The organism is Burkholderia sp. LA-2-3-30-S1-D2 (assembly GCF_001523915.2).
In the GTDB taxonomy this organism is placed as follows: domain Bacteria; phylum Pseudomonadota; class Gammaproteobacteria; order Burkholderiales; family Burkholderiaceae; genus Burkholderia; species Burkholderia diffusa.
Genome location: NZ_CP013384.1, coordinates 945,201 through 970,469 on the forward strand (window position 1 = coordinate 945,201; position 25,269 = coordinate 970,469).

Here is a 25,269-nt window from a genome sequence, read left to right on the forward strand (position 1 = left end):
ATGACGCTTCGAGGAATCGTCTGGCTCGCGATCCTGTTCGCGATCGCCGCGGCACTCGCCACCGTCGGCCGTTTCGACGCGGGGCAGGTGCTGCTCGTCTATCCGCCGTACCGGGTCGACGTGTCGCTGAACCTGTTCGTGATCTCCATCGTCGTGTTGTTCATCGTCGTGTACGCGCTGCTGCGCATCGTGCGCAACATCTGGCGCATGCCGCAGCGGGTCGCCGCATATCGTGCGCGTTCGCGCAACGAGAAGGCACAGGCGTCGCTGCGCGATGCGATCGCGAACCTGTACGCAGGCCGCTTCTCGCGCGCCGAGAAGGCCGCGCGCGACGCGCTCGCGGTCGATGCGAACCAGGGCGCCGCAAGTCTCGTCGCGGCGACCGCCGCGCACCGGATGCACGAGTACACGCGCCGCGACGACTGGCTGTCGAAGGTCGACGCGCCGGAATGGCAGGATGCGCGGCTGCTCGCCGCCGCCGACATGCGCGCGGATGCACGCGATGCCAATGGTGCGCTCGCCGCGCTGGCCGACCTGCAGGCGGGCGGCAAGCGCATCCATGCGCAGCAGGTCGCCCTGCGCGCGCAGCAGCAGTTGAAGAACTGGGCCGAGGTGCTGAAGCTCGCGAAGGCGCTCGAGAAGCGCGAGGCGCTGCATCCGGCTGCCGCCGTGCGGCTGCGCCAGCAGGCGGCGGAGAATCTGCTGCGCGAACGCCGGCATGACCCGGACGCGCTGCTCGAGGTGTGGCAGTCGCTGTCGCCGCTCGAGCGCCAGTCGCCGCGCCTGGCCGATCTCGCGGCCGACCTGCTGGTGACGCTCGAGCGCCGCACCGAAGCGCGCCGCATCGTCGAGGACGCGCTCGCGCACAACTGGGATGCGCGCCTGCTGCGCCGCTATCCGGATACGGCCGGCGGCGATGCGTTGCCGCTGATCCAGAAGGCCGAAGGGTGGAAGAAGGATCACCCGGACGATGCCGACCTGCTGTTCGCGCTCGGCCGTCTCTGCCAGCAGCAGCAGCTGTGGGGCAAGGCGCAGTCGTTCCTCGAAGCCGCGTTGAAGCAGGCCGACAACGAGGCGCTGAAGGTGCGTGCGCACCGCGCGCTCGCACGCCTGTTCGAGCATCTTGGCGAAACCGACAAGGCGGCGAAGCACTACCGCGAAAGCGCGCTCGCGATCACCGTGGTCTGACGCGGCGGCGCTTGCCCGCCGCGCGTAAAAAAGCCCCGAACGGCAACCGGCCTTCGGGGCTTTTTCATGCATTGCCCTGCGGCAGGCACGTCGTCACGTGCCGCGTCACTTGTCGACGAGCCGCTTCGGCACCGACAGCGCGAGCAGCCCGCCGAGCACGAGGAACCCGGCGAGCATGTACATGCCCGCGTCGTTGGCGCCCGTCGCCTGCTTGAGCCAGCCCATCAAGTACGGGCTCAGGAAGCCCGCGAGGTTGCCGATCGAGTTGATCATCGCGATGCCCGCTGCGGCGGCCGCACCGCCGAGGAACGCGGTCGGCAGGCTCCAGAACAGCGGCAGCGTCGTCAGGATGCCCATCGTCGCGAGCGTGAGGCCGAGCATCGCGAGCGCCGTCTGGTGCGCCCATATCACCGACAGCACGAGCCCGAGCGCGCCGAACGCGGCCGGAATCGCAAGGTGCCAGCGTCGTTCGCGCCGCTTGTCCGCGCTGCGCGCGATCAGAATCATCGCGACCACCGCCGCCGCATACGGAACCGCCGACAGCAGGCCGATCATGAAGGTGTCGGTCACGCCGGTCGCCTTGATGATCGTCGGCAGCCAGAAGCCGACGCCGTACAGTCCCATCACGAACGAGAAGTAGATGAGCGCCATCAGCCATACGCGCGGGCTCGCCATTACCGCGCCGAGCGGCAGGTCTTCCTTGGTCGCTTCCTCCGCGTCGACGTTGCGCGCGAGCAGCGCCTTTTCGTCGTCGGTGAGCCATTTGGCCTTCGCGATCCGGTCGTCGAGCGCGAAGAATACGAGCACGCCGGCCAGCACCGACGGGATCCCTTCAAGCAGGAACAGCCATTGCCAGCCGTGCCAGCCGCTCACGCCGTTGAACGCCTTCAGGATGAAGCCGGAGAGCGGCCCGCCGATCACGCCGGACAAGGCGACTGCCGTCATGAAGAACGTCGTCATCCGGCCGCGCCGGTGCGCGGGATACCAGTAGGTGAGGTACAGGATCACGCCGGGGAAGAAGCCGGCTTCTGCGACGCCGAGCAGGAAGCGCATCACGTAGAACATCGCGGGCGTCGTGACGAACATCGTCAGGATCGAGATCACGCCCCACGTCGCCATGATGCGCGCGATCCAGACGCGCGCGCCGACCTTGTGCAGGATGATGTTGCTCGGCACTTCGAACAGGAAGTAGCCGAAGAAGAAGATCCCGGCGCCGAGCCCGTAGACCGTGTCGCTGAGATTCAGGTCGCTCGCCATCTGCAGCTTCGCGAAGCCGACGTTCACGCGGTCGAGATACGCGACCACGTAGCACAGCAGCAGGAGCGGCGTGAGCCGCCAGGACACCTTGCGGTAGGTTGCTTCCTCGAATGCGCCGGACGAGCCCGGCAGCGACTGCGTCGATGTTGCCATGTTGTCTCCAGTTCTTGTCGTTGTCCGGAGCCGGCGCGTCGGCGCCCGATCCGGTCGTGCGAAGCAATGATGATGCTTGGATGCGGCGCCGGCCGGCGATGCCGGTGCGCGCAATTACGACGGTGCGGCTAGATGCAGCGCCCGCCGTCGACTTCGAGGCAGACGCCGGTGATGAACTCGGCTTCGTCGGACGCGAGGTACAGCGCCGCGTTCGCGATGTCCTGCGGCGTCGAGAAGCGGCCGAGCGGAATCGTCGCCAGGAACCGGCGGCGATTCTCCGGTGTGTCCTCGCAGCCCATGAACTCGGTCATCAGGCCCGTCTCGCCGAGCACCGGGTTGATGCAGTTCACGCGGATCCGGTCGGCGCCGAGCTCGGCCGCGAGCGACTTGCTCGCGGTGATCATCGCGCCCTTCGTGCTGTTGTACCAGACGAGGCCCGGGCGCGGCCGCACGCCGGCGGTCGAGGCGACGTTCACGAACACGCCGCCGCCCTGGATGCGGAAATACGGCACGAACGTCTGCACGCTCCAGAACAGGCTCTTCATGTTGACGGCATACACGCGGTCGAACTCGGCTTCCGTCACGTCGAGGACCGGCTTGTTGCGGTGCGTGGTGCCAGCGTTGTTCACGACGATCTGCACCGAATGGAAATCGTCGAGCGCGGCCTGGAGCAGTGCGCGCCAGTCGGTGTCCTTCGACACGTCGCCCGCGACCGCGATCGCCTTGCCGCCCGCCAGCGCGATCTCGCTCGCGACGCGCTCGGCCGCCGCGCCGTTCAGGTCGTTGACGACGACGTTCGCGCCTTCTCGTGCGTAGGTCTTCGCGATTCCCTCGCCGAAGCCTGAACCGCCGCCCGTGACGATGGCCGTCTTGCCGCTCAGCCGCATGATGTGTCTCCTGTGTTGGAATCGTGCGTGGTATTTCGGTGCGCGGCCGGTCGTGGCCGGCCGCGTTTGTCTGGTTCAGCCGTGCCGGATCGCGATCGTCTTCAGCGCGGTGAAGCCGTATAGCGCCTCGAAGCCTTTCTCGCGACCATGCCCCGAGTGGCCGACGCCGCCGAACGGCAGCTCGACGCCGCCGCCCGCTCCGTAGTTGTTGACGAATACCTGCCCCGCGCGCAGGCGGCGCGCGAGACGCAGCTGGCGTGCGCCGTCGCGGGTCCAGATGCCCGCGACGAGGCCGTACGGCGTGCCGTTCGCGAGCGCAATCGCTTCGTCTTCGTCGACGAAACGCATTGCGGCGAGCACCGGGCCGAACACTTCCTCCTGCGCGAGGCGGTGCGACGGCGGCACGTCGCGCAGCAGCGCGGGGGCCTGGTAGAAGCCGCTTTCGGGCGCCTCGGCAACGACCTGGCCGTGCGCGGCCATCGGAATGCCGTCGTGCTGCGCGTCGGAGAGGAAATCCCATACGCGCTGTTGCTGCTTCGCGTTGATCAGCGGGCCGCAGTCGAGATCCGCGCGGCTCGGGCCGACCCGCAGCCCGTTGAAGGCGGTGGCGAGCCGTTCGACGAGCGGCTCGTAGACCGCGCGCTCGATCAGCACGCGGCTGCCGGCCGAGCAGGTCTGCCCGCCGTTCTGCACGATCGCCGACACGAGCACGGGCAGCGCCGCGTCGAGATCGGCGTCGGCGAACACGATCTGCGGCGACTTGCCGCCGAGCTCGAGCGTGACGGGGACATGGTTCTCCGCGGCCATCTGCGTGACCAGCTTGCCGGTCGCGGGCGAGCCGGTGAACGAGATGTGGTCGATGCCGGGATGGCGCGCAAGCGCGGCGCCCGCTTCATGGCCGTAGCCGGTGACGACGTTCAGCGCACCGGAGGGCAGCCCGGCTTCGGCGGCCAGCTCGGCCACGCGCAGCACGGACAGGCACGCATCCTCGGCCGGCTTCACGACGCATGCGTTGCCGGCCGCGAGCGCCGCGCCGACGCTGCGCCCGAAGATCTGCATCGGGTAGTTCCACGGCACGATGTGGCCGGTGACGCCGTGCGGCTCGCGCACCGTCAGCACCGTGTATCCGGCCTGATAGGGGAGGGTCTCGCCGTGCAGCTTGTCGGCGGCGCCCGCGTAGAACTCGAAGTAGCGTGCGAGCGCGGCGGCGTCGGCACGCGCCTGCTTCAACGGCTTGCCGGTGTCGCGCGCCTCGATCGCGGCGAGTTCCTCGAGGTGGTCGGCGACGCGCGCGGACAGCCGCATCAGCACGCGGCCGCGCTCGGCGGCGCTCGCCGCGCCCCACGGGCCCGAGAACGCGTCGCGGGCCGCGGCGACCGCGCGCTCGATGTCGGGCGCGGTGCCGCGCGCGATCGTTGCGAATGGCTGGCCGTCGGACGGGTCGACGACCGGAATCGTCTCCAGTTGCGCGGGCAACGTCCATTCGCCCGCGATGAAGTGCTTCGCCTCTTCCATGCCTGCTCCTGTCGATCCGAGTTAGCGCTTTAGCGCTTACTCGGGTCCCATGCTTCGCGGTCGATCCGAGTTAGCGCTTCAGTACTTACTCGGGTCTCATGCTTCGCGGTCGACCCAAGTTAGCCCTTCAGCGCTTACTCGGGTCCCATGCTTCGCGGTCGATCGGACTTGGCGTTTCAGCGCTTGGTCCGGTCCCATGCAAATCTGTCGGTGCTTCAGCGGCTACTCGGATCCCATGCAACGTCGCCTGTGGTTCGGCGGCCGGACATCCGGAACGATTATCGCGCCGATCGTCATCCGGACGCCACCGGTCGATTGGCTATAATGGCGCATTCCCTGCGGGGACGCCCGCGGCGGTGCATCGGCCGCGGCGCCCTGTCCTGAATTCCCATCGACCAACAGAGAGCGCTATGAGCTTCAATCATGTTCCGGCCGGCAAGGACCTGCCGCACGATTTCAACGTGATCATCGAGATCCCCGCGCAAAGCGATCCGGTGAAGTACGAGGCGGACAAGGAGCTGGGTCTCCTCGTCGTCGACCGCTTCATCGGCACGGGCATGCGCTACCCGGTGAACTACGGCTACATCCCGCAGACGCTGTCGGGCGACGGCGATCCGGTCGACGTGCTGGTGATCACGCCGTTCCCGCTGCTGGCCGGCTCGATCGTGCGTTCGCGCGTGCTCGGCATGCTGCAGATGACCGACGAGTCGGGCGTCGACGCGAAGCTCGTCGCCGTGCCGCACGACAAGGTCTGCCCGATGACGGCGAACCTGAAGTCGATCGACGACGTGCCCGAGTACCTGAAGGACCAGATCAAGCACTTCTTCGAGCAATACAAGGCGCTCGAGAAGGGCAAGTGGGTGAAGGTCGAAGGCTGGGCCGGCATCGACGCCGCGCACAAGGAAATCGCCGACGGCGCCGCGAACTACAAGAAGTAAGCCGGCAGGCCGGCCTCGCGGCCGGTTCGTTCGGAACGCAAGCCGCGCGTGTCTCCTCAGGAGGCCGCGCGGTTTTGTTTTGCGCGCGGGATGGCGCGTGCGAGGGTTTTCTTGCGGGCCGCAGCGGGCTGGGCGCCCGCACTTGCCGCAGTCTTCGCACGTTTCGCTTCCGTTGCGCGGCGTGCGGGGGCAACGGGGGGCGCGACGGCCTCGATGATTTCGGCGGCGCCCCTCCTTGCCGACGAACGCCCGCGCGCCGGGGCGGAAGCAGGGGCGGCGCGTCCGTCCGCGGCGGGCCTGCCGCCGGTTGCCGCCGCTTTCCGTTTCGGCGATGCGTTCGTGACCGGCTTGCCCCGTTTTGCCGGCGTGCCGCGCGAGGCGGTTTTTTTCCCTTCCGTATCGTCGGCGGTCCTGGCACGTTTCAAGGCGACCGGCGAGGCTTTTGCCGACGTTGGTGCCGTTGCGGCTCGTGCGTGCTTCGGGGTTTTCGCGGCCCCGGGCTTTTTTCCGGCAGTTCCGCTCTTCGCGGCTTTATCGCGAGCCTCTCTGGTCTCGGCCGGCTCGTTCGCAATGTCGGCGCGCTTCGCCTTCACCTTCTTCCTTCCGCGTGTGCCGTCCTGCGGCTCTGCGGCGTCGACGTTTCCGTCGATCGACATCCCGGCCGGCAACACCGATTCGAGCGTCCTGATCCCGGCCGCCAGCTCGCGTTTCTGCGCGGCCGTGAGCCGCTTCACCCAGTACTCGGCGCGCGATGCGATCGAACGGTCGGGTAGCGGGAACGATGCGAGCACGGCGCGCGGCTTGCGCGAGCGCGTATAGCGCGCGCCCTTGCCGGACGCATGCTCGTCGAAGCGCGCGGCGACGTCGGTCGTGATGCCCGTGTAGACGCTGTCATCGGCGCACTCGATCAGATACAGAAACCAGGACATGGAAAGGCGGCGGGATGCGAAGCCGTCAGTGTCTCAGAAATGGCGTGCGTCAACGCCACCGATCGCCGTGACCGTCGCGCAAGCGGCTCGTCGGCTGGACGAAGATTGCGCCGCAGCCGGGCGAGGCGCGCACCGTCAGCATCGCGGTGCCGGCGCAGCGCTTCGCGGCCCGGGATGCGACTGCGCACGCGTGGCGGATCGGTGCAGGCCGTTACGGGCTGTCGGCGGCCGCGTCGTCGCGCGACCCGCGGGCGGTGTCGCAGACGGTGACGCACGCCGCGCACTGAAGAGGACGGGCAGATGGTCGCTGTCCAGGTGTGCCGATGCTACCCGGCGCCCCGCCGAAACGGATCGTGTTCGCGCAGCTCGTCGACGTACGCGTGGATATGCTCGGTCTCGCGTTCGAGAAAGCGCGCGACCGCATCGGAGAACGCCGGATGCGCGAGCCAGTGCGCGGAATGCGTGACGGTCGGCAGGAAGCCGCGCGCGAGCTTGTGCTCGCCCTGCGCACCGCCCTCGAACGTGTCGAGCCCGGCCTCGATGCAGAACTCGAGCAACTGGTAGTAGGCAGTTTCGAAATGCAGGCAGGGCACGTGTTCGAGCGCGCCCCAGTAGCGGCCGTACAGCGTGCCGCCGATGCCGTTCGCGCCGCGCCGGTACACGGCGAGCGAGCTCGCGATCGGCTTTCCGTCGGCCTCGGCGATCACGAGAAGCAGGTTCTCCGGCATCGTCGCGCCGATCGCGCGGAAGAAGTCGAGGTTCAGGTACGGGCTCGAATAGTGCTCGCGGTAGGTCTGCCGATAGCAGCGCGTGAAGAAGCGCCAGTCGGCGTCGGTGATCTGCTCGCCGGTGAGCCGCCGGAACGTGACACCGGCATCGCGCACCTTGCGCCGTTCCGCGCGGATGTTCTTGCGCTTCTTCTGCTCGAGCGTGCCGAGGAAGTCGTCGAAGTCGCGATAGCCGTCGTTGAGCCAGTGGAACTGCACGCCTTCGCGCAGCATCATTCCCATCGACTCGAGCAGCCGCGCTTCGTCGCCGGTCGGGAACAGCACGTGCAGCGACGACACGTCGCTCTGCTCAGCGAACGCCAGCAGCGTGGCCGCGAGCCGGCGGCGTGCGTCGTCGTCGGCGGCGAGCAGGCGCGTGCCCTGCACGGGCGTGAACGGCACCGCGCACAGCAGCTTCGGGTAATAGGGCAGGTCGTTGCGCTGGTACGCGTCGGCCCACGCCCAGTCGAACACGTATTCTCCGTACGAATGCTGTTTCGCGTAGACGGGGGCGGCGGCCGCGAGCCGGCCCGTGCGCGCGTCGGTCAACGTGACGAAGTGCGGCGACCAGCCGGTGTCGTCGACCGCGCAGCGCGCGACGTGCAGCGCGTCGAGGAATTCGTGGCGCAGGAACGGCGTCGGCTGCGCGTCGCGCTCGAGCAGCGCGTTCCATTCGTCGGCCGACACCTCCGCGGGGGACGACAGGATGCCCGTGCGATAATCGATGCGTTCGTGTTTCAAGCGTGAATCCGTACTGTTGGATGCCGCCGGATGCGTGCCACCGTGGCCCGCCTCCGGGACGATTTCGTCAGCCGTTCAGGGCGCGCCATCGGGCTGCGCCAATCCCGTCATGAAGACCCGACTCGCTCTCGCCCAGATCAACGTCACCGTCGGCGATTTCGCCGGCAACGTCGCGCGGATCGTCGCTGCCGCCCGCGCCGCGCACAACGATGGTGCGCACCTGATGATCGCGCCCGAACTCGCGCTGTCCGGCTACCCGCCGGAAGACCTGCTGCTGCGGCCAGCGTTCTACACGGCGGCCGCCGCCGCGCTCGACACGCTCGCCGATGCGCTGCGCGCGTTCGACGGGCTCGCGGTGCTGGTCGGCCATCCGTTGCGGAGCGCAGGCGGCGATGCGTCGGGCGGCGATCCGCACGCGCCAGCCGTCGATGGTAATGCAAACCGCCCGATCGAGCGCGGCGTGCCGCCGACCGACACCTACAACGCGGTGTCGCTGATCGTCGGCGGCGAGATCGTCGGTACGTACCGCAAGCAGGATCTGCCGAACGCAGACGTGTTCGACGAGAAGCGCTACTTCGCGACGGACACCGAGCCGCTCGTGTTCGAGCTCAACGGCGTCAGATACGGCGTGATCATCTGCGAGGACGCCTGGCATGCGTCGGCCGCACAGATCGCGAAGGCTGCGGGCGCGCAGGTGCTGCTGATCCCGAACGGTTCCCCGTACCACATGAACAAGGAAGCGCTGCGCATCGACATCCTGCGCGCGCGGATCCGCGAAACCGGGCTGCCGATGGTGTACGTGAACCTCGTCGGCGGCCAGGACGAGCTCGTGTTCGACGGCGGCTCGTTCGTGCTCGACGCGCAGGGCACGCTCGTCGCGAAGATGCCGCAATTCGACGAAGGGCACGCGATCGTCGAATTCGACGGGCCGCGCCCGCTGCCCGGCGCGATCGCGCCCGAGCTGCCGGTCGACGCGCAGGTCTATCGCGCGCTCGTGACCGGCGTGCGCGACTACATCGGCAAGAATGGTTTTCCCGGTGTGCTGATCGGGCTGTCGGGCGGCGTCGATTCGGCGCTGGTGCTCGCGGTCGCCTGCGACGCGCTGGGGCCCGAGCGCGTGCGCGCGGTGATGATGCCGTCGCGCTACACGGCCGACATCTCGACCACCGACGCGGCGGAGATGGCGCGGCGCGTCGGCGTGCGTTACGACGAGATCGCGATCGCTCCGATGTTCGACGCGTTCCGTGCGGCGCTCGCGGGCGAATTCGCGGGCCGCGCGGAGGACGCGACGGAAGAGAACATCCAGGCGCGCATCCGCGGCACGCTGCTGATGGCGCTGTCGAACAAGTTCGGCTCGATCGTGTTGACGACCGGCAACAAGAGCGAGATGGCGGTCGGCTACTGCACGCTGTACGGCGACATGGCCGGCGGCTTCGCGGTGATCAAGGACATCGCGAAAACGCTGGTCTACCGGCTGTGCCGCTATCGCAACGCAACGACAGACTACGAACTGCGCGACGTGATTCCCGAGCGGATCCTGACGCGCGCGCCGTCGGCCGAGCTGCGCGAGAACCAGACGGACCAGGACAGCCTGCCGCCGTACGACGTGCTCGACGCGATCATGCGGATGTACATGGAGGAGGACCGGCCGCTCGCGGAGATCGTCGCGGCCGGCTATGCGGAGGCCGACGTCGCGCGCGTGACGCGGCTCATCAAGATCAACGAATACAAGCGCCGCCAGGCGCCGATCGGTATTCGCGTCACGCATCGCGCATTCGGGCGCGACTGGCGCTATCCGATCACGTCACGCTTTACCGAACGTCTCGACTGAGCCGTGCTGGGCCGTACGCGGCCGGCCGGCTTACAATCGGGATCGCGATTTTGCATCCAAACGAGCATTGAGGGACAACCATCATGAAACGCATCACCGCCATCATCAAGCCGTTCAAGCTGGACGAAGTCCGCGAAGCGCTCGCCGAAGTGGGCCTCACCGGCCTGACCGTGACGGAAGTGAAGGGCTTTGGCCGCCAGAAAGGGCACACCGAGCTGTATCGCGGCGCCGAATACGTGGTCGACTTCCTGCCGAAGATGAAGATCGAGGTGGTCGTCGCGGAAGCGCAGGTTGACCAGGTGATCGATGCGGTGATCGGCGCGGCGCGCACGGGCAAGATCGGCGACGGCAAGATCTTCGTGTCGGACGTCGAGCGCGTGATCCGCATCCGCACCGGCGAAGAGAACGAAGCGGCGGTCTGAGCGCCGCTTCGGGCCGTGGATCGCCCGATCCCGGCTCGCCAATAAAAAACGGTGCGGATACCCGGTTGGGTACCGCACCGATACGCGCCTCTCGCAGCAGCGTGGAAAGTGTTGTCGAATCGTTCTCTGGACGGCGCCTGATCAGAACAGGTGCTGGATGCCGGCGTAGACGCCGGTCTGGCTGCCGCCCGGATGCGGGTTGCCCGTCGAGACGGCCGTGCCGGCGCCGTTCGCGTTCAGGCCGAAGTTGGCCGTCGAGCTGTTGCGCACCGTCGCGACCTGCACGTCGAACAGCGTGCGCTTCGAAATGTTGTACGAGCCGCCGACCGTGTAGATGTTCGCGTTGCCGCCGCCGTGGTTGGCGTTCACGTGGTACACGGCCGCGATCAGCGCTGCCGCCGGCGTTGCCTGCCACGTCACGCCACCCCAGACCTGCTGGGTGCCGGTGATGCCGTTGTTGACGGCCGGGCCGCCGCTGCCGTCCGCGTGCGACGACTGGTAGGCCGCCTGCACCTTGAACTGGCCGAGGAACACGTTCACGCCCGCGAAGTATTCACGCGAGTAGTTGAACACGTCCGAGAAGCGGCCGTTGCTGTCGCGCGTTTCGTCGTAGATGCCGCGCAACTGGAACAGCGAGTTCGTGTAGGTAACCTGCGCGCCGGCTGCACGACCCGGCTGGCCGGCCGTCGTGTTGCCGTTGAAGCTGGTCGAGTTCGAGAACGCGAACTGGCCGTAGAAGTCGAAGCCGTAGAACTGCGGCGACTGGTACGACACGTTGTTGCTGGTCTTGTTCCAGTTGCGGCCGCGCACGAGCGATGCCGACGACCAGCTCGACTGGCCCAGCGGATCGAAGTCCCACACGCCGTTGGCGATCGCGAGTTCGCGACCCAGCAGCAGCGTACCGTAGCGGTCGTTCGAAATACCGACGGTCGCGAAACGATCCCAGATCGAGCCGCTGAAGCCGCCCGTCATCGTGTTGAACGCGCCTTCGAGGTGGAACAGGACCTTGTTGCCGCCGCCGATGTCCTCGCTGCCCTTCAAGCCCCACAGGCTCGTGCCCCAGTCGCCGCTTTCCGCGCGCACTTGGTGGCCGTTTTGCAGGCCGTTCAAGTACTCGATGCCGGCATCCAGACGGCCATACAGCGTGACGCTGCTCTGCGCGTGCGCCGTAACCACCCCAGCAGCCATCAGCGCGGCCGCGACCAAAGCTTTCTTCATCATCTCCTCCATACCCTGTCAAAAAGTCAACCCAGACTGCACGAGATGCCCGGAGCAGCGAGCGCCGGGCAAAAGCGAAAAGCGGGATAACCAGGGAGACCTCGTGCAGGGCCGGTAAGCGCGGCACGCGGGCAAGCGGACGGAAAACCGTTGAGCGGTCCCGCGCGGCCGGGTCGGCTTGCGGGGTCTCCTTGTTGTGTCGTGAAGCTAAACTACATTTCACGAACTTCGTTTTGCTACTTTGGTTACTAATTTAGCAAAAATACAATTTTGTGGCGACGGAAATCGTTGTTTGACTAACACGTGTCGCCAATTTGCCATGCAACACGGTGCGCGGCGGGCATCGCGGAGCCGGTCGATTACCGGAAAACCCTTGTCCGGCAAGGCAGACATGGATTCCGCGGCGATGGGTCAAGGATTGCCACTATTGACGTTGCCGGAGCGCGAGCGTAAGCACGGAAGCGACAAAATTGGTAAGTATTTCGTAATAAGTAGGCGGCGGCCTGCTGCGGCCGGCGTGATGCCGGAAACGGTCGGGCGGCAGGGTGGCAGCGCCCGTCGTACAAGCGTTTCCGACTCAACCTTGCTCGGGCCGTGCGGCGAGCAATTGCGCGCGAAGCCATCGGTGCGCGTCGCTGCGCGCGTGCTTCGCGTGCGAGTAGACCTTCACCGTGTAGCGCGGGATCTCGAACGGCGCGGGGAAGATGCGGATCGGCGCCGCGTGGCGCAGCGCCTGCGCGGCACGGTTCGGCACCGTCATCAGGAGTGCCGATTCCGCGATCACGAACGGTGCGGCCAGCACGCTCGGCAACTGCACGGCGACCTGCCGTGCGAGGCCGAGGCGGTCGAGCACGTAGTCGATGACGCCGCGCGACTCGTTCCACGGCGTGACGACCACGTGGCGTGCCGCGAGGTACTGGTCGAGCGTCAGGCGCCGGTGGATGTCGGGATGCGTGGCGCTCGCGATCACGACGTAGTCGTCCGAGAACCAGTCGAAATCCTCGATACCCGGCGCGTCGGCGGCCGACTCCTCGTGATAGCCGAGCGCGAAGTCGATCCGGCCGGCCGCGAGTTCGTCGATCGAAATCTTGCGGTCGGAGTGGACGACGCGGATCCGCAGCCGCGGCGCGACCTGCTCGATGCGCGCGAGCAACGCCGGCAGCACGGCGAATGCCGTGTAGTCGCTCGCGGCGAACACGAACGTGCGGTCACTTTGCGCGGGATCGAAGCGGCGTGCGCGGGCGAGCCCCCTCGACATCGTGTCGAGCGCATCGCCGGCCCAGGTGGCGATGTCGTCGGCGCGCACGGTCGGCTGCATCTCGTTGCCGAGCCGCACAAACAGCGCATCGCCGATCGCGTCGCGCAGCCGGGCGAGCGCGTGGCTCAGCGCGGACGGGCTCATCGCCAGCTCGTGCGCGGCCGCGGCGACCGACCGGTGGCGGTACAGCGCGTCGAACGCGAGCAGCAGGTTCAGGTCGAGACGGCGCAGGTCGGGATGCATCATGTTCATGTCAGGATGAAGAAACTGCACTTCCTGCAGTTGAGCCGTGAACGTAGCATGTCGATCTGTCCGACGCCAGGCGCGCTTGCGCGGGTGCCGCATTCCGTTTTCAGTCCGGGCCGAAGGAGGGCTCCCCACCGTGCAAATCGACATTCGTTCCGCCACCGTCGCCGACGTGCCGCAAATCCTGCGTTTCATCACCGAGCTGGCCATCTACGAGAAGGCGGAGCATGAAGTGGTCGCGACGCCCGCGTCGCTCGAGCGCAGCCTGTTCGGCGAAGGGTCGCCCGCGCGCGCGCTGATCTGCGAGGTCGACGGCGAGCCGGCCGGCTTCGCCGTGTATTTCTTCTCGTATTCGACGTGGCTCGCCCGGCAGGGGCTCTATCTCGAGGATCTGTACGTGTCGCCGCGCTTTCGCGGCGCGGGTGCCGGGCTGCGGCTGCTGAAGGCGCTCGCGCGCATCGCCGTGGACACCGGATGCGGGCGCTTCGAATGGAGCGTGCTCGACTGGAACGAGCCGGCGATCCGTTTCTACGAGAGCGTCGGCGCCGCGCCGCAGAGCGAATGGGTGCGTTACCGGCTCGCGGGCGATGAACTGCGCGCATTCGCCGACAGCGAACCGGTGAGCGCCGCGTAAACGCAAAACGGGCGCCGCGCGGCGAACCGCGGGCGCCCGTTCGCGTGTCGCGCGCGTTACTTGAGACTACCCGACAGGAACCCGCGCAGGCGTTCGCTCTTCGGGTTGGCGAACACCTCGGACGGCACGCCTTCTTCCTCGACGCGCCCCTGGTGCAGGAACATCACGTGATTCGACACGTTGCGCGCGAAACCCATCTCGTGCGTGACGACGATCATCGTGCGGCCTTCCTCGGCCAGCTTCTGCATCACCTTCAGCACTTCACCGACCAGTTCCGGGTCGAGCGCCGACGTGGGCTCGTCGAACAGCATGACGTCCGGATGCATCGCCAGCGCGCGCGCGATCGCGACACGCTGCTGCTGCCCGCCCGACAGGTGCGACGGATACTGCTTCTCGACGCGCGGCGCGAGGCCGACCTTTTCGAGATACTCGCGCGCACGGTCTTCGGCTTCCTTCTTCGGGATGCCGAGCACGTTGACGGGCGCTTCCATCACGTTCTCGATCACGTTCATGTGCGACCAGAGATTGAAATGCTGGAACACCATCGACAGCTTGGTGCGCACGCGCTGCAGCTGCTTCGAATCGGCCGCGCGCAGCGCGCCCGTCTTGTCCGGCGTGGTGCGCACTTCCTCGCCGTCGACGATGATGCGGCCCGCGTTCGGCTGCTCGAGGAAGTTGATACAGCGCAGCATCGTGCTCTTGCCGGAACCGGACGAGCCGATCACGCTGATCACGTCGCCCGAGTTCGCTTTCAGCGACACGCCCTTGAGCACCTCGTTGTCGCCGTACCGCTTGTGCAGATCGTCGACGAAAAGCTTCTGAGTCTGGGAATTCATCAATAGTCCTGCGAAAACTTACTTGCCTTGCGGGCGCAGATACGCGAGCCAGCGACGCTCGGCCTGGCGGAACAGCCACACGAGCGTGAACGAGATCATGAGATAGAGCAGGGCGGCGATCCCGAATGCGTGGAACGACATGTAGGTCGCCGAGTTCACGTCGCGCGCGATCTTCAGGATGTCCGGCACGGTCGCGGTGAACGCGACGGTGGTCGCGTGCAGCATCAGGATCACTTCGTTGCTGTACAGCGGCAGCGCGCGGCGCAGCGCCGACGGCAGGATCACGCGGCGATACATCGTGAACGGCGTCATCCCGTATGCGCGCGCGGCTTCGATCTCGCCGTATGACGTCGCCTTGATCGCGCCCGCGAAAATCTCGGTGGTGTACGCGCAGGTGTTCAGCGTGAACGCGAGCAGCGTGCAGTGCATCCCGTCGCGGAAGAACGCATCGAGTAGCGGCGTGCCGCGCACGACCTGCAGGCTGTAGAGGCCGGTGTAGCAGAGCAGCAATTGCACGTACAGCGGTGTGCCGCGGAACACGTACGTGTAGAGCCACACGGCGCTCGACAGCCACTTCCTTTTCGACACGCGGGCTACCGCGAGCGGCACCGACAGGCAGAAGCCGAGTCCGATCGACACGACCAGCAACCACAGCGTGATTGCGACGCCGGTGATCCGGAAGCCGTCGGTGTAGAGGTAGTTGCGCCAGTATTCTTGGATGAGTTCGATCATAGGTCAGCCTTGCGGACACCGGTCGAGTAGCGCTTTTCGAGCCACATCAGCACGAAGTTCGAGATCGTCGTGATGGCGAGGTAGACCGCTCCCGCGATCAGCGTGAAGAAGAAGAACCGCAGCGTGCCCTTGCCGGCGTCCTGCGACGCCTTCACGACGTCCGCGAGGCCGATGATCGACACCAGTGCGGTCGACTTCACGAGCACCTGCCAGTTGTTGCCGATGCCCGGCAGCGCGAAGCGCATCATCTGCGGGAACATGATCCGCGTGAACACCTGCCAGTTGGTCATCCCGTACGCGCTGCCGGCCTCGAGCTGGCCGCGCGGCACCGACAGGAACGCGCCGCGGAAGGTCTCGGTGAAGTACGCGCCGTAGATGAAGCCGAGCACGAGCACGCCGGCGAGGAACGGGTCGATGTCGATCTGGTCCCAGCCGAGTGCATCGGTCGCCATGTTCAGCCAGATCTGCAGGCTGTAGAACAGCAGCAGCATCAGCACGAGGTCGGGCACGCCGCGGATCAGCGTGGTGTAGACGGTGCCGGCGCCGTGCGTGAAGCGGTTGCGCGACAGCTTCGCGCCCGCGCCGAGCAGGCCCAGCAGGAACGAGAGCGCGAGCGAAAGCACCGCCAGTTTGACGGTTTGCCAGGTGCCTGCGAGGATCAGCGGGCCGTAGCCTTGTAGAAACATATGTGGTCCCTGGTGTGGTCCCGGACGGCGCACGCGGTGCGCCGCGAAAGACGCGCCCGCCAAGCTGCGCGGAACGCCCCGTGCGTATCATGTCCGTCCGCCCCCGGCAACGGTGCCGGGCCAGCCCGTCGCGGGGAGCGGCGGGCGAGGCGCGGGCGGCGCGTGGTTGACTGCCTGTACTGCCGGACGCGGGGCGCCCCCGCATCCGCTTCCCGTCATTGTCGGCGCTCAGCGAGCCGAGTAGACGCTGAACGAGAAATACTTGCGCGACAGCCGGTCGTACGTGCCATCCTTGTGCATGTCGGCCAGCGCCTTGTTGATCTTGAGCTTCAGGTCCGTGTCTTCCTTGCGCAGGCCGATCGCGGTGCCGTCGCCGATCGTCTTCGGATCCTTCACTTCCGGACCGGCGAACGCGAAGCCCTTGCCGCGCGGCGTGCGCAGGAAGCCGTAGTCGGCCTGCAGTTCATCCTGCAGCGTCGCGTCGAGGCGGCCCGAGCCGAGATCGGCATAGACCTGGTCCTGGTTCTGGTAAGGAATGATCGTCACGCCTTGCGGTTCCCAGTACGCCTTCGCGTAGGATTCCTGCGTCGAACCTTGCTCGACGCCGACGTGCTTGCCCTTGAGCGACGCGACCGTCGGCAGCAGCGGCGAGCCGGCCTTCGCGATCATCCGCGCGGGTGCGTCGTACACCTTGTCGGAGAAGTCAATCTGCTCGCGACGCTTGTCCGTGACGGTCAGCGACGACACGATGACGTCGTACTTCTTCGCCTTCAGCGCGGGAATGATCCCGTCGAGATCCTGCGCGACCCACACGCACTTCACGTTGATGCGCTTGCAGATTTCCTTGGTGAGATCGACGTCGAAACCGACGATCTCGCCGCTCGGCGCGGTCGACTCGAACGGCGGGTAGCTGGCGTCGACACCGATCCGCACGGTCTTCCACTCTTTCGCGAAGGCGCTGCCCGCCACGAGGGCGAGGGCGGCGCACAGGGCGGCCTTCTTCATTTCCATCCTTTTGTCGCTCACTTCCGGGAGGGCGCTCGCGGCCGGTCGGGCCGGGCGCCGCGGCGTATTCTAGACGGCCAAAATTCGTGTTTCGGCGCGCTGGCAACGGCGCTCGCCGGACGGGCGAACGCCAAAAGGGCGGTATTTTACCCGAACGCGATACCCGGAAAACGGCAATCCGGCGTGACCGATGGATTCTTCGATCCGCTCGTTGCGGCAATCGTGGTATTCGCAACGAGCATTGCGCCGATTGGTTCCGTGAGTGCAACGATGCGGTGCGCGGACGGCGGATTGTGGCGCGCTTGGTGCGCCCCTACAGTGCAGGTAAACCCGAAGAAAGAATGTCTGCCCTGCCGGAGTGCCCGCCCCATGTTCCAGATCCGCCGCGCCGCCGACCGCTGCCACACGCGCCAAGGCTGGCTCGAGTCGAGTCACAGCTTTCCGCTTGTCGGTCACGCCGAGGCCGCGCATCCGCCGTTCGGCGCGCTGCGCGTGCTGAGCGAGGACCGGATCGCGCCGACGCGCGGCTTCGGGATGCAGCCGCGCCGTGACCTCGAAATCGTCACCTACGTGCTGGACGGCGCGCTCGCGCATCGCGACAGCCTTGGCAACGGCGCCATCGTGCGGGCCGGCGGCATCCAGCGGATGAGCGCCGGCATGGGGCTCATGCACAGTGAAACCAATGCGTCGCGCGACCGGGTGCTGCATCTGCTGCAGATCTGGCTGCAGCCGGCCGAGCGCGGCGGGCGGCCCGGTTACGCTCAGCGGCGTTTCGCCGACGACGAGAAGCGCGGCCGCCTGCGGCTCGTCGCGTCTGCGGACGGCGACGACGGCGCGCTGTCGATCGGTGCGGATGCGCGGATCTTCGTGGGGCTGCTTGACGGCGACGAGGAGGCGGCATTCGGCGTGCCGGCCGGACGCGGTACTTATGTGCACGTGGCGCGCGGCGACGTGGAAGTCAACGGCCACGCGCTGGCCGCGGGCGACGGCGCGCGGATCGCCGGGGTGGACGCGGTCGCGTTCGCACGCGGCCGGGCGGCCGAGGTGCTGCTGTTCGACGTCGCCTGAAACGAAACAGGGGACGCGGGCCGAGTACCCGCGTCCCCCGCGATGCCGCCCGGGGAGGCGGCCCGCCGGCTTACTGCGCCGGCGCCGACGCGGCCTTGGCCGCGCGGTGCTGCTGCCAGCGTTCCTTCATCGTCTCGTGACGCTGCTCCATCCGCGCGAACTGCTGCTTCAGCGCGGTGCTGACCGTCATTTTCTGCTGGTCGTTCAGTCCGTTGTAGAACGCGAGCCAGGCGGCCGAACTCTGCTCGCGCAGCTGCGCATTCTGCTGCTCGGCCTGCTGGCGGGCGGCGTGCATCGCGTTCAGGTCGAGGATCGGCTGATTCTGCTGCGCCTTGAATTGCTCGCGCATCTGCTCGTGGCTCTTGCGCATCGCCTCATGGTTCTGCTTCATCGTGTTGACGGCCGTCTGCCATTGCTGCTCCTGCGATGCGTTGAGCTTCAGCTGATCGTGCAGCTTCATGATCATGCCGAACGGGCCGCCGTCATGGCCGCCGTGCATCTGGTGCATGCCGGGGCCGCCCGGCGGCGGCATGTCGGTGGGCTGCGCGGCATGGGCGGTGCCGAATGCGAGAGCGAGCACGGTGGCGGCCGCAATGGCCACGCGGGAAGTGTTCTTATACATTTCAGAAACTCCTGTATCCAAAGGGTCCGGCGATGCGGTGCGCGGGTGACGCGTGTGCCGCATCCGGTAAGACGCAGGTTAGCGGCGCGTGCCCCGGCGGGTGTTACGTGGGGTGGCCGCCGGGTTACGGTGCATTACAGTTCCCTTGCGTCGTAACCCGCAGTAACCCTTTCGTTCCTTTGAACCGTTCTTCGACTCCGCGCTCGCGCGGTAAACTTCGAGCCATGACTACCCAGATCCTCATCGTCGACGACGACCAAGAACTCCGTGACCTGCTGCGCGACTATCTCGTGCGCCAGGGGATGGAAGTGTCCGTGCTGCACGACGCGGCGACGCTCGAGAAGCGTCTCGAGCGCGAGCGGCCCGACCTGATCGTGCTGGACCTGATGATGCCCGGCGTGGACGGCCTGACCGCGCTGCGCCAGCTGCGCGCGGCCGGCGACGACATCCCCGTGATCATGCTGACGGCGCGCGCGGACGACGTCGACCGCATCGTCGGGCTCGAACTCGGCGCGGACGACTACCTCGGCAAGCCGTTTAACCCGCGCGAGTTGCTCGCGCGCGTCCAGGCCGTGCTGCGCCGCCGCCGGGCGACGCCGTCGGCGGCGGCGCCCGAGCAGCGCGAGCCGTTCGCGTTCGGCCGCTTCGTGCTCGACTTCCAGGGGCGCACGCTGTCGGTCGACGGCAAGCCGGCGACGCTGTCGAGCAGCGAATTCGCGCTGCTGAAGATCTTCGTGAACCACTCGCTGCGCACGCTCACGCGCGAGCGGTTGCTCGAGCTGCTGCACGGGCCCGAGTACGACGGCACCGACCGCGGCATCGACGTCCAGGTGTGGCGCCTGCGCCGCATCCTGGAAACGGATCCGTCGACGCCGCGCTTCATCCAGACGGTCCGCGGGCGCGGCTACGTGTTCGTGCCCGACGGCGAGGCCCATGCGCAAACCCATTGATTCACTGTTCGGACGGCTGGCGCTGCTGGTCGTCGGCGTGCTGCTCCTGTCGCACTTCGCGTGGTTCTTCGCGATGCGCCTCGAGCGCAGCCAGATGCAGACGCGTTACGCGGTCGAGGAGGCCGCCTTCCTCGTCGACGCCGTGCGCCAGCACGTCGAGCGCACGCCCGACCAGCCGCTGCCGTCACGGGTGCGGCTGGTGTCGCCGGACAGTCCCGACGTGCCGACGAACGCAGGCTCGAACCTGCCGGCGCCGCTCAAGCGTTTCCGCGACGACGTGAGCGAGCGCATGCCGGCCGGCACCCGGGTCGAGATCGGTGCGCCGGGCCATCCGCCGGTGCTGTGGGTCAAGGAACCGACCGATCGCAACTGGATCGTGGTGCCGGTGCAGCCGCTGCGCCCGCCGCGCTCGCTCGACCGGATGCTGCTGTGGCTCGGCACGATCTTCTCGGCAGGCGTGATCGCCGCGCTGTTCGCGGCCTGGCAACTGCAGCAGCCGCTGCGCTCGCTGGCGCGCGCGGTCGCGCGCTTCGGCCGCGGCCAGCCGGTGCCGCCGCTGCGCGAGCGCGGCCCGCGCGAGCTGCGCCAGCTCACACACGGCTTCAACCAGATGGTGGAACAGGTGTCGCAGGCCGAGAGCGATCGCGCGGTGATGCTGGCCGGCGTCGCGCACGACCTGCGCACGCCGCTCGCGCGGATGCGCCTGCGCGCGGAAATGATGGACGACGCGCGGCTGCGCGACGGTGTGGTGCGCGATGTCGACTCGATGTCGCACATCGTCGACCAGTTCCTCGTGTTCGCGCACGGCGGGGCGGACCGCAGCGAGCCCGTGCCGGTCGACCAGACTTGCGAGCGGATCGCGCGCAGCTATCGCGCGGTCGCACCGAATGCGCCGGCGGTCCAGACGCATCTGGCCGCCGACGAAGGTTTCCGCCTGCCGACCGCGACGCTCGACCGGATCCTCTCGAACCTGCTGGACAATGCGCATGCGTACGGCGCGCCACCCGTGCTCGTCGAGACGGCGCGTACGCCGACGGGTTACGTGCTGTCGGTCAGCGATAGCGGCGGCGGGATCGCGCCGCGCGACCTCGCGGCCGCGACGCGGCCGTTCGTGCGGCTCGACCCGGCGCGCGGCGGCAATGGCCACAGCGGGCTCGGGCTCGCGATCGTCGAGCGGCTGGTGCTGAGGCTGGGCGGGGCGTGCGAGATCGGCAATCGTCCCGAGGGCGGCCTGCGCGTGGCGATGACGTTCCCGTTCGACGCGGTGCCGAAGGACGAACTGCACGCCCAGGCCGCATAAGCGGCGGATGCGGCGCCTGCCGGGCAGGCGCCGCGTGGCATCATTCGCCGAACAGCGTGCCGAGCGTCTCGGCGGCGTTGCTGTCGATGGTGTTGTAGGTCACGCTCGTGGCCTCGAAGATATAGACGGTCGTGTAGCGGCCAAGGCGCTCCAGAATCTCGTCCTGCAGCGATTCCGGCACGATGTTCATGTTCAGGTACCATGCCGTCGACGACAGCCGCGTCTGGAACGACCCATACTCCTGCATCAGCTCGTAGAACGCATCGGCATCCTGATCGCGGCAGACGATCACCAAGTTTCCTGCCATTCCCTTCCTCCCGCTGGTCGGTCGATCCCTGGCGGCTGTGGTCAACACCGACGCCAGGGGCTAGCCCCGATCATACCTGCTTCGTCGCAATCGTCCGCTGACGTCCGGCATGGTTTGCGTCCGCGTGCGGTTGGCGGGTTCCCGGCCGGCCCAGATCACGGCATAATTCGGGGCCTGCATGCCGGCCGGAGGACCGCGGTCGGGCTGCTCCGTATCCCACGCCTGTTGTTCGCCCGCGTGCCGGGCACGATCCGTGCGCCGTTCGCGCGTCGCGCGGCCCCGCGCCGGCCCCGCGCCGGCCCCGGACGGTTGAACCTGAAATACAGGTTGGTGTAGTGTCGTGCCGTCGCGGCCCGACTCGCCGCGCCGGGAGCGCAGCCTGCACGCACGGCGCCTCGCGCCGGCGTCAGATCGTGAATCAATCGAATTACCGCGTCGAATTACCGCGCCCGTGCGCTTTGCCATGAATCAACATCGTCTGCCGGCTTCGTTCGGCCTTACCGGGGAGGGCGCCTGATGGACGTCGGATTCTTCAATCCGAACCGGACCGCCAACGCGTCCGCGTGGCGCGTTCTGCCGAACCGGTGGGACTTCATCGCGTTCCCGCTGATCATCTGCCTGATCGCGATGGCGGTCGTCGGCTTTCATGAAACGATGGCGCCGATCGGGACCCTTCAGACCCAGAAGATCTCGCTCGATCCGTCGAACCTGCCCGAATACGCGTTGCGCACCACGCTGCGGATGCTCGCCGCGATGGTCGCGTCGCTCGCGTTCACGCTGATCTACGGCACGCTCGCCGCGAAAAGCCGCCGCGCCGGCATGGTGCTGATCCCGATCCTCGACATCCTGCAGTCGGTGCCGGTGCTCGGCTTCATCTCGTTTACGGTGACGTTCTTCCTCGCGCTGTTCCCGAGCCGCGTGCTCGGCGCCGAACTGGCCGCGATCTTCGCGATCTTCACGAGCCAGGCGTGGAACATGACGTTCAGCTTCTACCAGTCGCTGCGCACGGTGCCGCGCGATCTGGACGAAGTGTCGCGCGGCTTCCACCTGACGTCGTGGCAGCGCTTCTGGAAGCTCGAGGTGCCGTTCTCGATGCCGGGACTGATCTGGAACATGATGATGTCGATGTCGGGCGGCTGGTTCTTCGTCGTCGCATCGGAGGCCATCACCGTCGGCAACCAGACCATCACGCTGCCCGGGATCGGCGCATATCTCGCCCAGGCGATCTCGGACAAGAACCTCGGTGCGATCGGCTGGGTGATCCTGACGATGACGGTGGTGATCCTGGCCTATGACCAGTTCCTGTTCCGCCCGCTGATCGCGTGGGCCGACAAGTTCCGGATGGAGAACACCGCGTCGGGCGACGCACCGCAATCCTGGCTGCTCGACCTTGTACGCCGTACGCGCCTGATCCATCAGCTGCTCGTGCCGGCCGGCTGGTTCTTCGCGAAGGCCGCGCGGATTCCGCTGCGTCTGCCGCTGTCGGGCGCGATGCGCTTCACGCTGCCCAAAGTCGAGAAGAAGGCGTCGCGCACGGTCGACATCGCGTGGGCGGTGTTCTTGCTGCTCGGCACGGCCTATATCGTGTGGCGTGTCGTCAGCTTCGTGTCGACCGGCGTGACGATGGCCGAAGTCGGCCACGTGATCATGCTCGGGCTCATCACACTGCTGCGCGTGGTCGTGCTGATTTCGATCGCGTCCGTGATCTGGGTACCTGTCGGCGTGTGGGTCGGGCTGCGCCCGAAACTCGCCGAGAAGCTGCAGCCGCTCGCGCAGTTCCTCGCCGCGTTCCCGGCGAACCTGCTGTTCCCGGTGTTCGTGATCGTGATCGCGCGCTTCCATCTGAACGCCGATATCTGGCTGTCGCCGCTGATCGTGCTCGGCACGCAGTGGTATATCCTGTTCAACGTCATCGCGGGCGCGACGTCCTATCCGAACGACTATCGCGAAGCCGCGACGAACTTCCGGATCCGCGGCTGGCAGTGGTGGCGCCAGGCGATCCTGCCCGGCATCTTTCCGTATTACGTGACCGGCGCGATCACCGCATCGGGCGGCGCGTGGAACGCGAGCATCGTGTCGGAAGCGGTGCAGTGGGGCACGACCAGGATCGAGGCGCACGGCCTGGGCGCATATATCGCGCAGACCACCGCCGCCGGCGACTTTCCGAAGATCATTCTGGGCATCGCCGTGATGTCACTGTTCGTTACCCTGTTCAACCGCCTGCTGTGGCGCCCGCTGTATGCCTTCGCCGAAGCGAAGCTGCGGCTCGACTGAGACCGATTGAGAGCGAAACGCGATGCACAATCCGAATGCCATAAACGCCCCCGTCCAGACGTCCCAGCCGCCGCGCCTCGGTGAGGAAATCCTGCGTGTGGATCACGTCTGCCGTGGCTTCAACAAGACGCAGGGCGAACTGCTCGTGCTCGACGACGCGAACCTGTCGCTGCGCGAAGGCGAGATCGTCGGGCTGCTCGGCCGTTCGGGCTCGGGCAAGTCCACGCTGCTGCGGATCATCGCGGGGCTGATCGAGCCGACCGGCGGTGAAGTAACCTATCTCGGCAAGCCGCTGACCGGCCCGGCCGAAGGCGTCGCGATGGTGTTCCAGACCTTCGCGCTGTTTCCGTGGCTCACCGTGCTGCAGAACGTGGAAGCCGGGCTGGAAGCGCTCGGCGTCGGCGCACGCGAGCGGCGCGAACGCGCGCTCGCCGCGATCGACCTGATCGGTCTCGACGGCTTCGAGAACGCCTACCCGCGTGAGCTGTCGGGCGGCATGCGTCAGCGCGTGGGCTTCGCGCGCGCGCTCGTGGTCGACCCGACGATCCTGCTGATGGACGAGCCGTTCTCGGCACTCGACGTGCTGACGGCCGAAACGCTGCGTACCGACCTGCTCGACCTGTGGACGCAAGGCCGGATGCCGATCAAGTCGGTGCTGATCGTCACGCACAACATCGAGGAAGCGGTGTTCATGTGCGACCGGATCCTCGTGCTGTCGTCGAACCCGGGTCGTGTGATCGCCGAGATCAAGGTGCCGTTCAAGCATCCGCGCAACCGCCTCGACCCGGCCTTCCGCAAGCTCGTCGACGACATCTACGCGAAGATGACCGCGCGCCAGACCGGCGAGGCGACGAAGAAGGGGCTCGAGCTCGGCAGCTGGCTGCCGCAGGTGTCGACCAACCTGATGGCCGGCCTGATCGAGACGCTCGCGATGGCGCCGTACCACGGTCGCGCCGACATGCCGGAAATCGCACGTACGCTGCATCTGGAGGTCGACGACCTGTTCCCGATCGCTGAAGTGCTGCAGTACCTCGGCTTCGCCGACGTGCGGGAAGGGGACGTGTTCCTGACGCCGCCGGGGCGCGTGTTCGCGGAATTCGGCACGCAGGAGCGCAAGCTGATGTTCGCCGATCATCTGCTGAAGCACGTGCCGCTCGCCGCGCGGATCAAGAAGGTGTTGAACGAGCGCCCCGGCCATCGCGCGCCGCGCGTGCGTTTCGAGCAGGAGCTGGAGGATTTCCTGTCGGACGGCGCGGCCGAGGAAACGCTCGACGCGGTGATCGACTGGGGCCGTTACGGCGAGATCTTCTCGTACAACGACCAGACCGAAATCTTCAGTCTCGAGGACGTCGAGTCCTGATGCGGGCGGGGCGATTCCGGTGCATCCACCGGAATCGTCCGGATGCTGGCTGCGGCGGGATTCGGCCGCAGCGGGCCAAGAGCCTGCGGCTCGATCCTGGCGTCCGCAACGGGCGCCGGGTCATGGATCACCTGATTGTCGGATC

General features: G+C 67.2%; 23 protein-coding genes and 1 pseudogene. 11 read left to right on the forward strand and 13 right to left on the reverse strand.

The window, feature by feature from the left end:
* Positions 1–1,188 (forward strand): heme biosynthesis protein HemY, encoded by a 1,188-nt coding sequence (locus tag WS66_RS17030; protein ID WP_059603730.1) that lies wholly within the window; start codon positions 1–3, stop codon positions 1,186–1,188.
* A 105-nt stretch (positions 1,189–1,293) separates the two neighbouring features.
* Here WS66_RS17030 and WS66_RS17035 read toward each other — a convergent pair whose 3' ends face one another.
* From WS66_RS17035 to WS66_RS17045, 3 genes are all read right to left on the reverse strand, one after another.
* On the reverse strand, positions 1,294–2,598 hold the full coding sequence (locus WS66_RS17035; RefSeq protein WP_059603727.1) for an MFS transporter: 1,305 nt from the start codon (positions 2,596–2,598) through the stop codon (positions 1,294–1,296).
* 128 nt (positions 2,599–2,726) lie between these two features.
* Positions 2,727–3,485: an SDR family oxidoreductase gene (locus WS66_RS17040; protein WP_059603724.1), complete on the reverse strand. Its 759-nt coding sequence runs from the start codon at positions 3,483–3,485 to the stop codon at positions 2,727–2,729.
* Positions 3,486–3,560: 75 nt separating this feature from the next.
* Complete coding sequence (locus tag WS66_RS17045) at positions 3,561–5,000, reverse strand: aldehyde dehydrogenase family protein (RefSeq protein WP_059603720.1); 1,440 nt, start codon at positions 4,998–5,000, stop codon at positions 3,561–3,563.
* 410 nt (positions 5,001–5,410) lie between these two features.
* On the opposite strand from WS66_RS17045, the gene ppa reads away from it, so the two are divergent.
* Positions 5,411–5,938 carry an inorganic diphosphatase gene (gene ppa / locus WS66_RS17050; protein WP_011885693.1) on the forward strand — a complete coding sequence of 176 codons (528 nt, stop codon included), beginning with the start codon at positions 5,411–5,413 and terminating at the stop codon, positions 5,936–5,938.
* 56 nt (positions 5,939–5,994) lie between these two features.
* On the opposite strand, the gene WS66_RS17055 is transcribed toward ppa, so the two are convergent.
* Entirely contained in the window at positions 5,995–6,867 is an 873-nt protein-coding gene (locus tag WS66_RS17055; RefSeq protein ID WP_059603717.1) for a GIY-YIG nuclease family protein, read from the reverse strand.
* A gap of 80 nt (positions 6,868–6,947) precedes the next feature.
* On the opposite strand from WS66_RS17055, the pseudogene WS66_RS17060 reads away from it, so the two are divergent.
* Positions 6,948–7,154: pseudogene (locus WS66_RS17060) on the forward strand (fibronectin type III-like domain-contianing protein); the annotation flags it as partial.
* A 39-nt stretch (positions 7,155–7,193) separates the two neighbouring features.
* On the opposite strand, the gene WS66_RS17065 reads toward WS66_RS17060, so the two are convergent.
* Positions 7,194–8,375, reverse strand: a complete 1,182-nt coding sequence (locus WS66_RS17065) for a GNAT family N-acetyltransferase (protein ID WP_059603714.1) — start codon at positions 8,373–8,375, stop codon at positions 7,194–7,196.
* Between the two features lie 109 nt (positions 8,376–8,484).
* Between WS66_RS17065 and WS66_RS17070 the strand changes: the two genes are divergently transcribed.
* Both WS66_RS17070 and WS66_RS17075 read left to right on the forward strand, forming a co-directional pair.
* Positions 8,485–10,206: an NAD+ synthase gene (locus WS66_RS17070; RefSeq protein ID WP_059603711.1), complete on the forward strand. Its 1,722-nt coding sequence runs from the start codon at positions 8,485–8,487 to the stop codon at positions 10,204–10,206.
* Between the two features lie 83 nt (positions 10,207–10,289).
* Positions 10,290–10,628 carry a P-II family nitrogen regulator gene (locus WS66_RS17075; protein ID WP_006398637.1) on the forward strand — a complete coding sequence of 113 codons (339 nt, stop codon included), beginning with the start codon at positions 10,290–10,292 and terminating at the stop codon, positions 10,626–10,628.
* A 141-nt stretch (positions 10,629–10,769) separates the two neighbouring features.
* On the opposite strand, the gene WS66_RS17080 is transcribed toward WS66_RS17075, so the two are convergent.
* A complete protein-coding gene (locus WS66_RS17080) occupies positions 10,770–11,849 on the reverse strand; it encodes a porin (protein ID WP_059603994.1) in 1,080 nt (359 codons plus the stop codon).
* Between the two features lie 574 nt (positions 11,850–12,423).
* Entirely contained in the window at positions 12,424–13,350 is a 927-nt protein-coding gene (locus WS66_RS17085; RefSeq protein WP_059603991.1) for a LysR family transcriptional regulator, read from the reverse strand.
* Between the two features lie 136 nt (positions 13,351–13,486).
* Here WS66_RS17085 and WS66_RS17090 point away from each other — a divergent pair, with 136 nt between their 5' ends.
* The gene (locus WS66_RS17090) at positions 13,487–13,984 is read left to right on the forward strand and encodes a GNAT family N-acetyltransferase (protein WP_059603708.1); all 498 of its coding nucleotides are present in this window, start codon (positions 13,487–13,489) and stop codon (positions 13,982–13,984) included.
* Positions 13,985–14,040: 56 nt separating this feature from the next.
* Here WS66_RS17090 and WS66_RS17095 read toward each other — a convergent pair whose 3' ends face one another.
* From WS66_RS17095 to WS66_RS17110, 4 genes are all read right to left on the reverse strand, one after another.
* On the reverse strand, positions 14,041–14,820 hold the full coding sequence (locus WS66_RS17095) for an ABC transporter ATP-binding protein (RefSeq protein ID WP_059527484.1): 780 nt from the start codon (positions 14,818–14,820) through the stop codon (positions 14,041–14,043).
* 18 nt (positions 14,821–14,838) lie between these two features.
* Positions 14,839–15,552, reverse strand: coding sequence for an ABC transporter permease (locus WS66_RS17100; protein ID WP_059603705.1), 714 nt, complete (start codon positions 15,550–15,552; stop codon positions 14,839–14,841).
* The gene (locus WS66_RS17105) at positions 15,549–16,238 is read right to left on the reverse strand and encodes an ABC transporter permease (RefSeq protein WP_059603702.1); all 690 of its coding nucleotides are present in this window, start codon (positions 16,236–16,238) and stop codon (positions 15,549–15,551) included. Before WS66_RS17105 ends, WS66_RS17100 begins: the two co-directional genes overlap by 4 nt.
* Before the next feature lie 228 nt (positions 16,239–16,466).
* Complete coding sequence (locus tag WS66_RS17110; RefSeq protein WP_059603989.1) at positions 16,467–17,243, reverse strand: ABC transporter substrate-binding protein; 777 nt, start codon at positions 17,241–17,243, stop codon at positions 16,467–16,469.
* A 369-nt stretch (positions 17,244–17,612) separates the two neighbouring features.
* Here WS66_RS17110 and WS66_RS17115 point away from each other — a divergent pair, with 369 nt between their 5' ends.
* Positions 17,613–18,311, forward strand: a complete 699-nt coding sequence (locus tag WS66_RS17115; protein WP_059603699.1) for a pirin family protein — start codon at positions 17,613–17,615, stop codon at positions 18,309–18,311.
* Positions 18,312–18,381: 70 nt separating this feature from the next.
* On the opposite strand, the gene WS66_RS17120 is transcribed toward WS66_RS17115, so the two are convergent.
* On the reverse strand, positions 18,382–18,933 hold the full coding sequence (locus WS66_RS17120; protein ID WP_059603695.1) for a periplasmic heavy metal sensor: 552 nt from the start codon (positions 18,931–18,933) through the stop codon (positions 18,382–18,384).
* Between the two features lie 224 nt (positions 18,934–19,157).
* On the opposite strand from WS66_RS17120, the gene WS66_RS17125 reads away from it, so the two are divergent.
* Positions 19,158–19,883 carry a response regulator gene (locus WS66_RS17125; RefSeq protein WP_059603692.1) on the forward strand — a complete coding sequence of 242 codons (726 nt, stop codon included), beginning with the start codon at positions 19,158–19,160 and terminating at the stop codon, positions 19,881–19,883.
* A complete protein-coding gene (locus WS66_RS17130; protein ID WP_059603689.1) occupies positions 19,867–21,183 on the forward strand; it encodes an ATP-binding protein in 1,317 nt (438 codons plus the stop codon). The genes WS66_RS17125 and WS66_RS17130 overlap by 17 nt, the downstream gene beginning before the upstream one ends.
* A 40-nt stretch (positions 21,184–21,223) precedes the next feature.
* Here WS66_RS17130 and WS66_RS17135 read toward each other — a convergent pair whose 3' ends face one another.
* Positions 21,224–21,490, reverse strand: coding sequence for a double-stranded DNA-specific endonuclease (locus WS66_RS17135; protein ID WP_059603685.1), 267 nt, complete (start codon positions 21,488–21,490; stop codon positions 21,224–21,226).
* A gap of 516 nt (positions 21,491–22,006) precedes the next feature.
* On the opposite strand from WS66_RS17135, the gene WS66_RS17140 reads away from it, so the two are divergent.
* On the forward strand, positions 22,007–23,764 hold the full coding sequence (locus WS66_RS17140; RefSeq protein ID WP_059603683.1) for an ABC transporter permease: 1,758 nt from the start codon (positions 22,007–22,009) through the stop codon (positions 23,762–23,764).
* 22 nt (positions 23,765–23,786) lie between these two features.
* A complete protein-coding gene (locus WS66_RS17145; protein ID WP_059680481.1) occupies positions 23,787–25,124 on the forward strand; it encodes an ABC transporter ATP-binding protein in 1,338 nt (445 codons plus the stop codon).
* The last annotated feature ends 145 nt before the right edge of the window (positions 25,125–25,269 follow it).

Coding starts and splice junctions, on each gene's coding strand:
- WS66_RS17030 (WP_059603730.1), top strand. CDS start 1: ATGACGCTTCGAGGAATCGTCTGGCTCGCGATCCTGTTCGCGATCGCC.
- WS66_RS17035 (WP_059603727.1), bottom strand. CDS start 2,598: ATGGCAACATCGACGCAGTCGCTGCCGGGCTCGTCCGGCGCATTCGAG.
- WS66_RS17040 (WP_059603724.1), bottom strand. CDS start 3,485: ATGCGGCTGAGCGGCAAGACGGCCATCGTCACGGGCGGCGGTTCAGGC.
- WS66_RS17045 (WP_059603720.1), bottom strand. CDS start 5,000: ATGGAAGAGGCGAAGCACTTCATCGCGGGCGAATGGACGTTGCCCGCG.
- ppa (WP_011885693.1), top strand. CDS start 5,411: ATGAGCTTCAATCATGTTCCGGCCGGCAAGGACCTGCCGCACGATTTC.
- WS66_RS17055 (WP_059603717.1), bottom strand. CDS start 6,867: ATGTCCTGGTTTCTGTATCTGATCGAGTGCGCCGATGACAGCGTCTAC.
- WS66_RS17070 (WP_059603711.1), top strand. CDS start 8,485: ATGAAGACCCGACTCGCTCTCGCCCAGATCAACGTCACCGTCGGCGAT.
- WS66_RS17075 (WP_006398637.1), top strand. CDS start 10,290: ATGAAACGCATCACCGCCATCATCAAGCCGTTCAAGCTGGACGAAGTC.
- WS66_RS17080 (WP_059603994.1), bottom strand. CDS start 11,849: ATGATGAAGAAAGCTTTGGTCGCGGCCGCGCTGATGGCTGCTGGGGTG.
- WS66_RS17085 (WP_059603991.1), bottom strand. CDS start 13,350: ATGATGCATCCCGACCTGCGCCGTCTCGACCTGAACCTGCTGCTCGCG.
- WS66_RS17095 (WP_059527484.1), bottom strand. CDS start 14,820: ATGAATTCCCAGACTCAGAAGCTTTTCGTCGACGATCTGCACAAGCGG.
- WS66_RS17100 (WP_059603705.1), bottom strand. CDS start 15,552: ATGATCGAACTCATCCAAGAATACTGGCGCAACTACCTCTACACCGAC.
- WS66_RS17105 (WP_059603702.1), bottom strand. CDS start 16,238: ATGTTTCTACAAGGCTACGGCCCGCTGATCCTCGCAGGCACCTGGCAA.
- WS66_RS17110 (WP_059603989.1), bottom strand. CDS start 17,243: ATGAAGAAGGCCGCCCTGTGCGCCGCCCTCGCCCTCGTGGCGGGCAGC.
- WS66_RS17115 (WP_059603699.1), top strand. CDS start 17,613: ATGTTCCAGATCCGCCGCGCCGCCGACCGCTGCCACACGCGCCAAGGC.
- WS66_RS17120 (WP_059603695.1), bottom strand. CDS start 18,933: ATGTATAAGAACACTTCCCGCGTGGCCATTGCGGCCGCCACCGTGCTC.
- WS66_RS17125 (WP_059603692.1), top strand. CDS start 19,158: ATGACTACCCAGATCCTCATCGTCGACGACGACCAAGAACTCCGTGAC.
- WS66_RS17130 (WP_059603689.1), top strand. CDS start 19,867: ATGCGCAAACCCATTGATTCACTGTTCGGACGGCTGGCGCTGCTGGTC.
- WS66_RS17135 (WP_059603685.1), bottom strand. CDS start 21,490: ATGGCAGGAAACTTGGTGATCGTCTGCCGCGATCAGGATGCCGATGCG.
- WS66_RS17140 (WP_059603683.1), top strand. CDS start 22,007: ATGGACGTCGGATTCTTCAATCCGAACCGGACCGCCAACGCGTCCGCG.
- WS66_RS17145 (WP_059680481.1), top strand. CDS start 23,787: ATGCACAATCCGAATGCCATAAACGCCCCCGTCCAGACGTCCCAGCCG.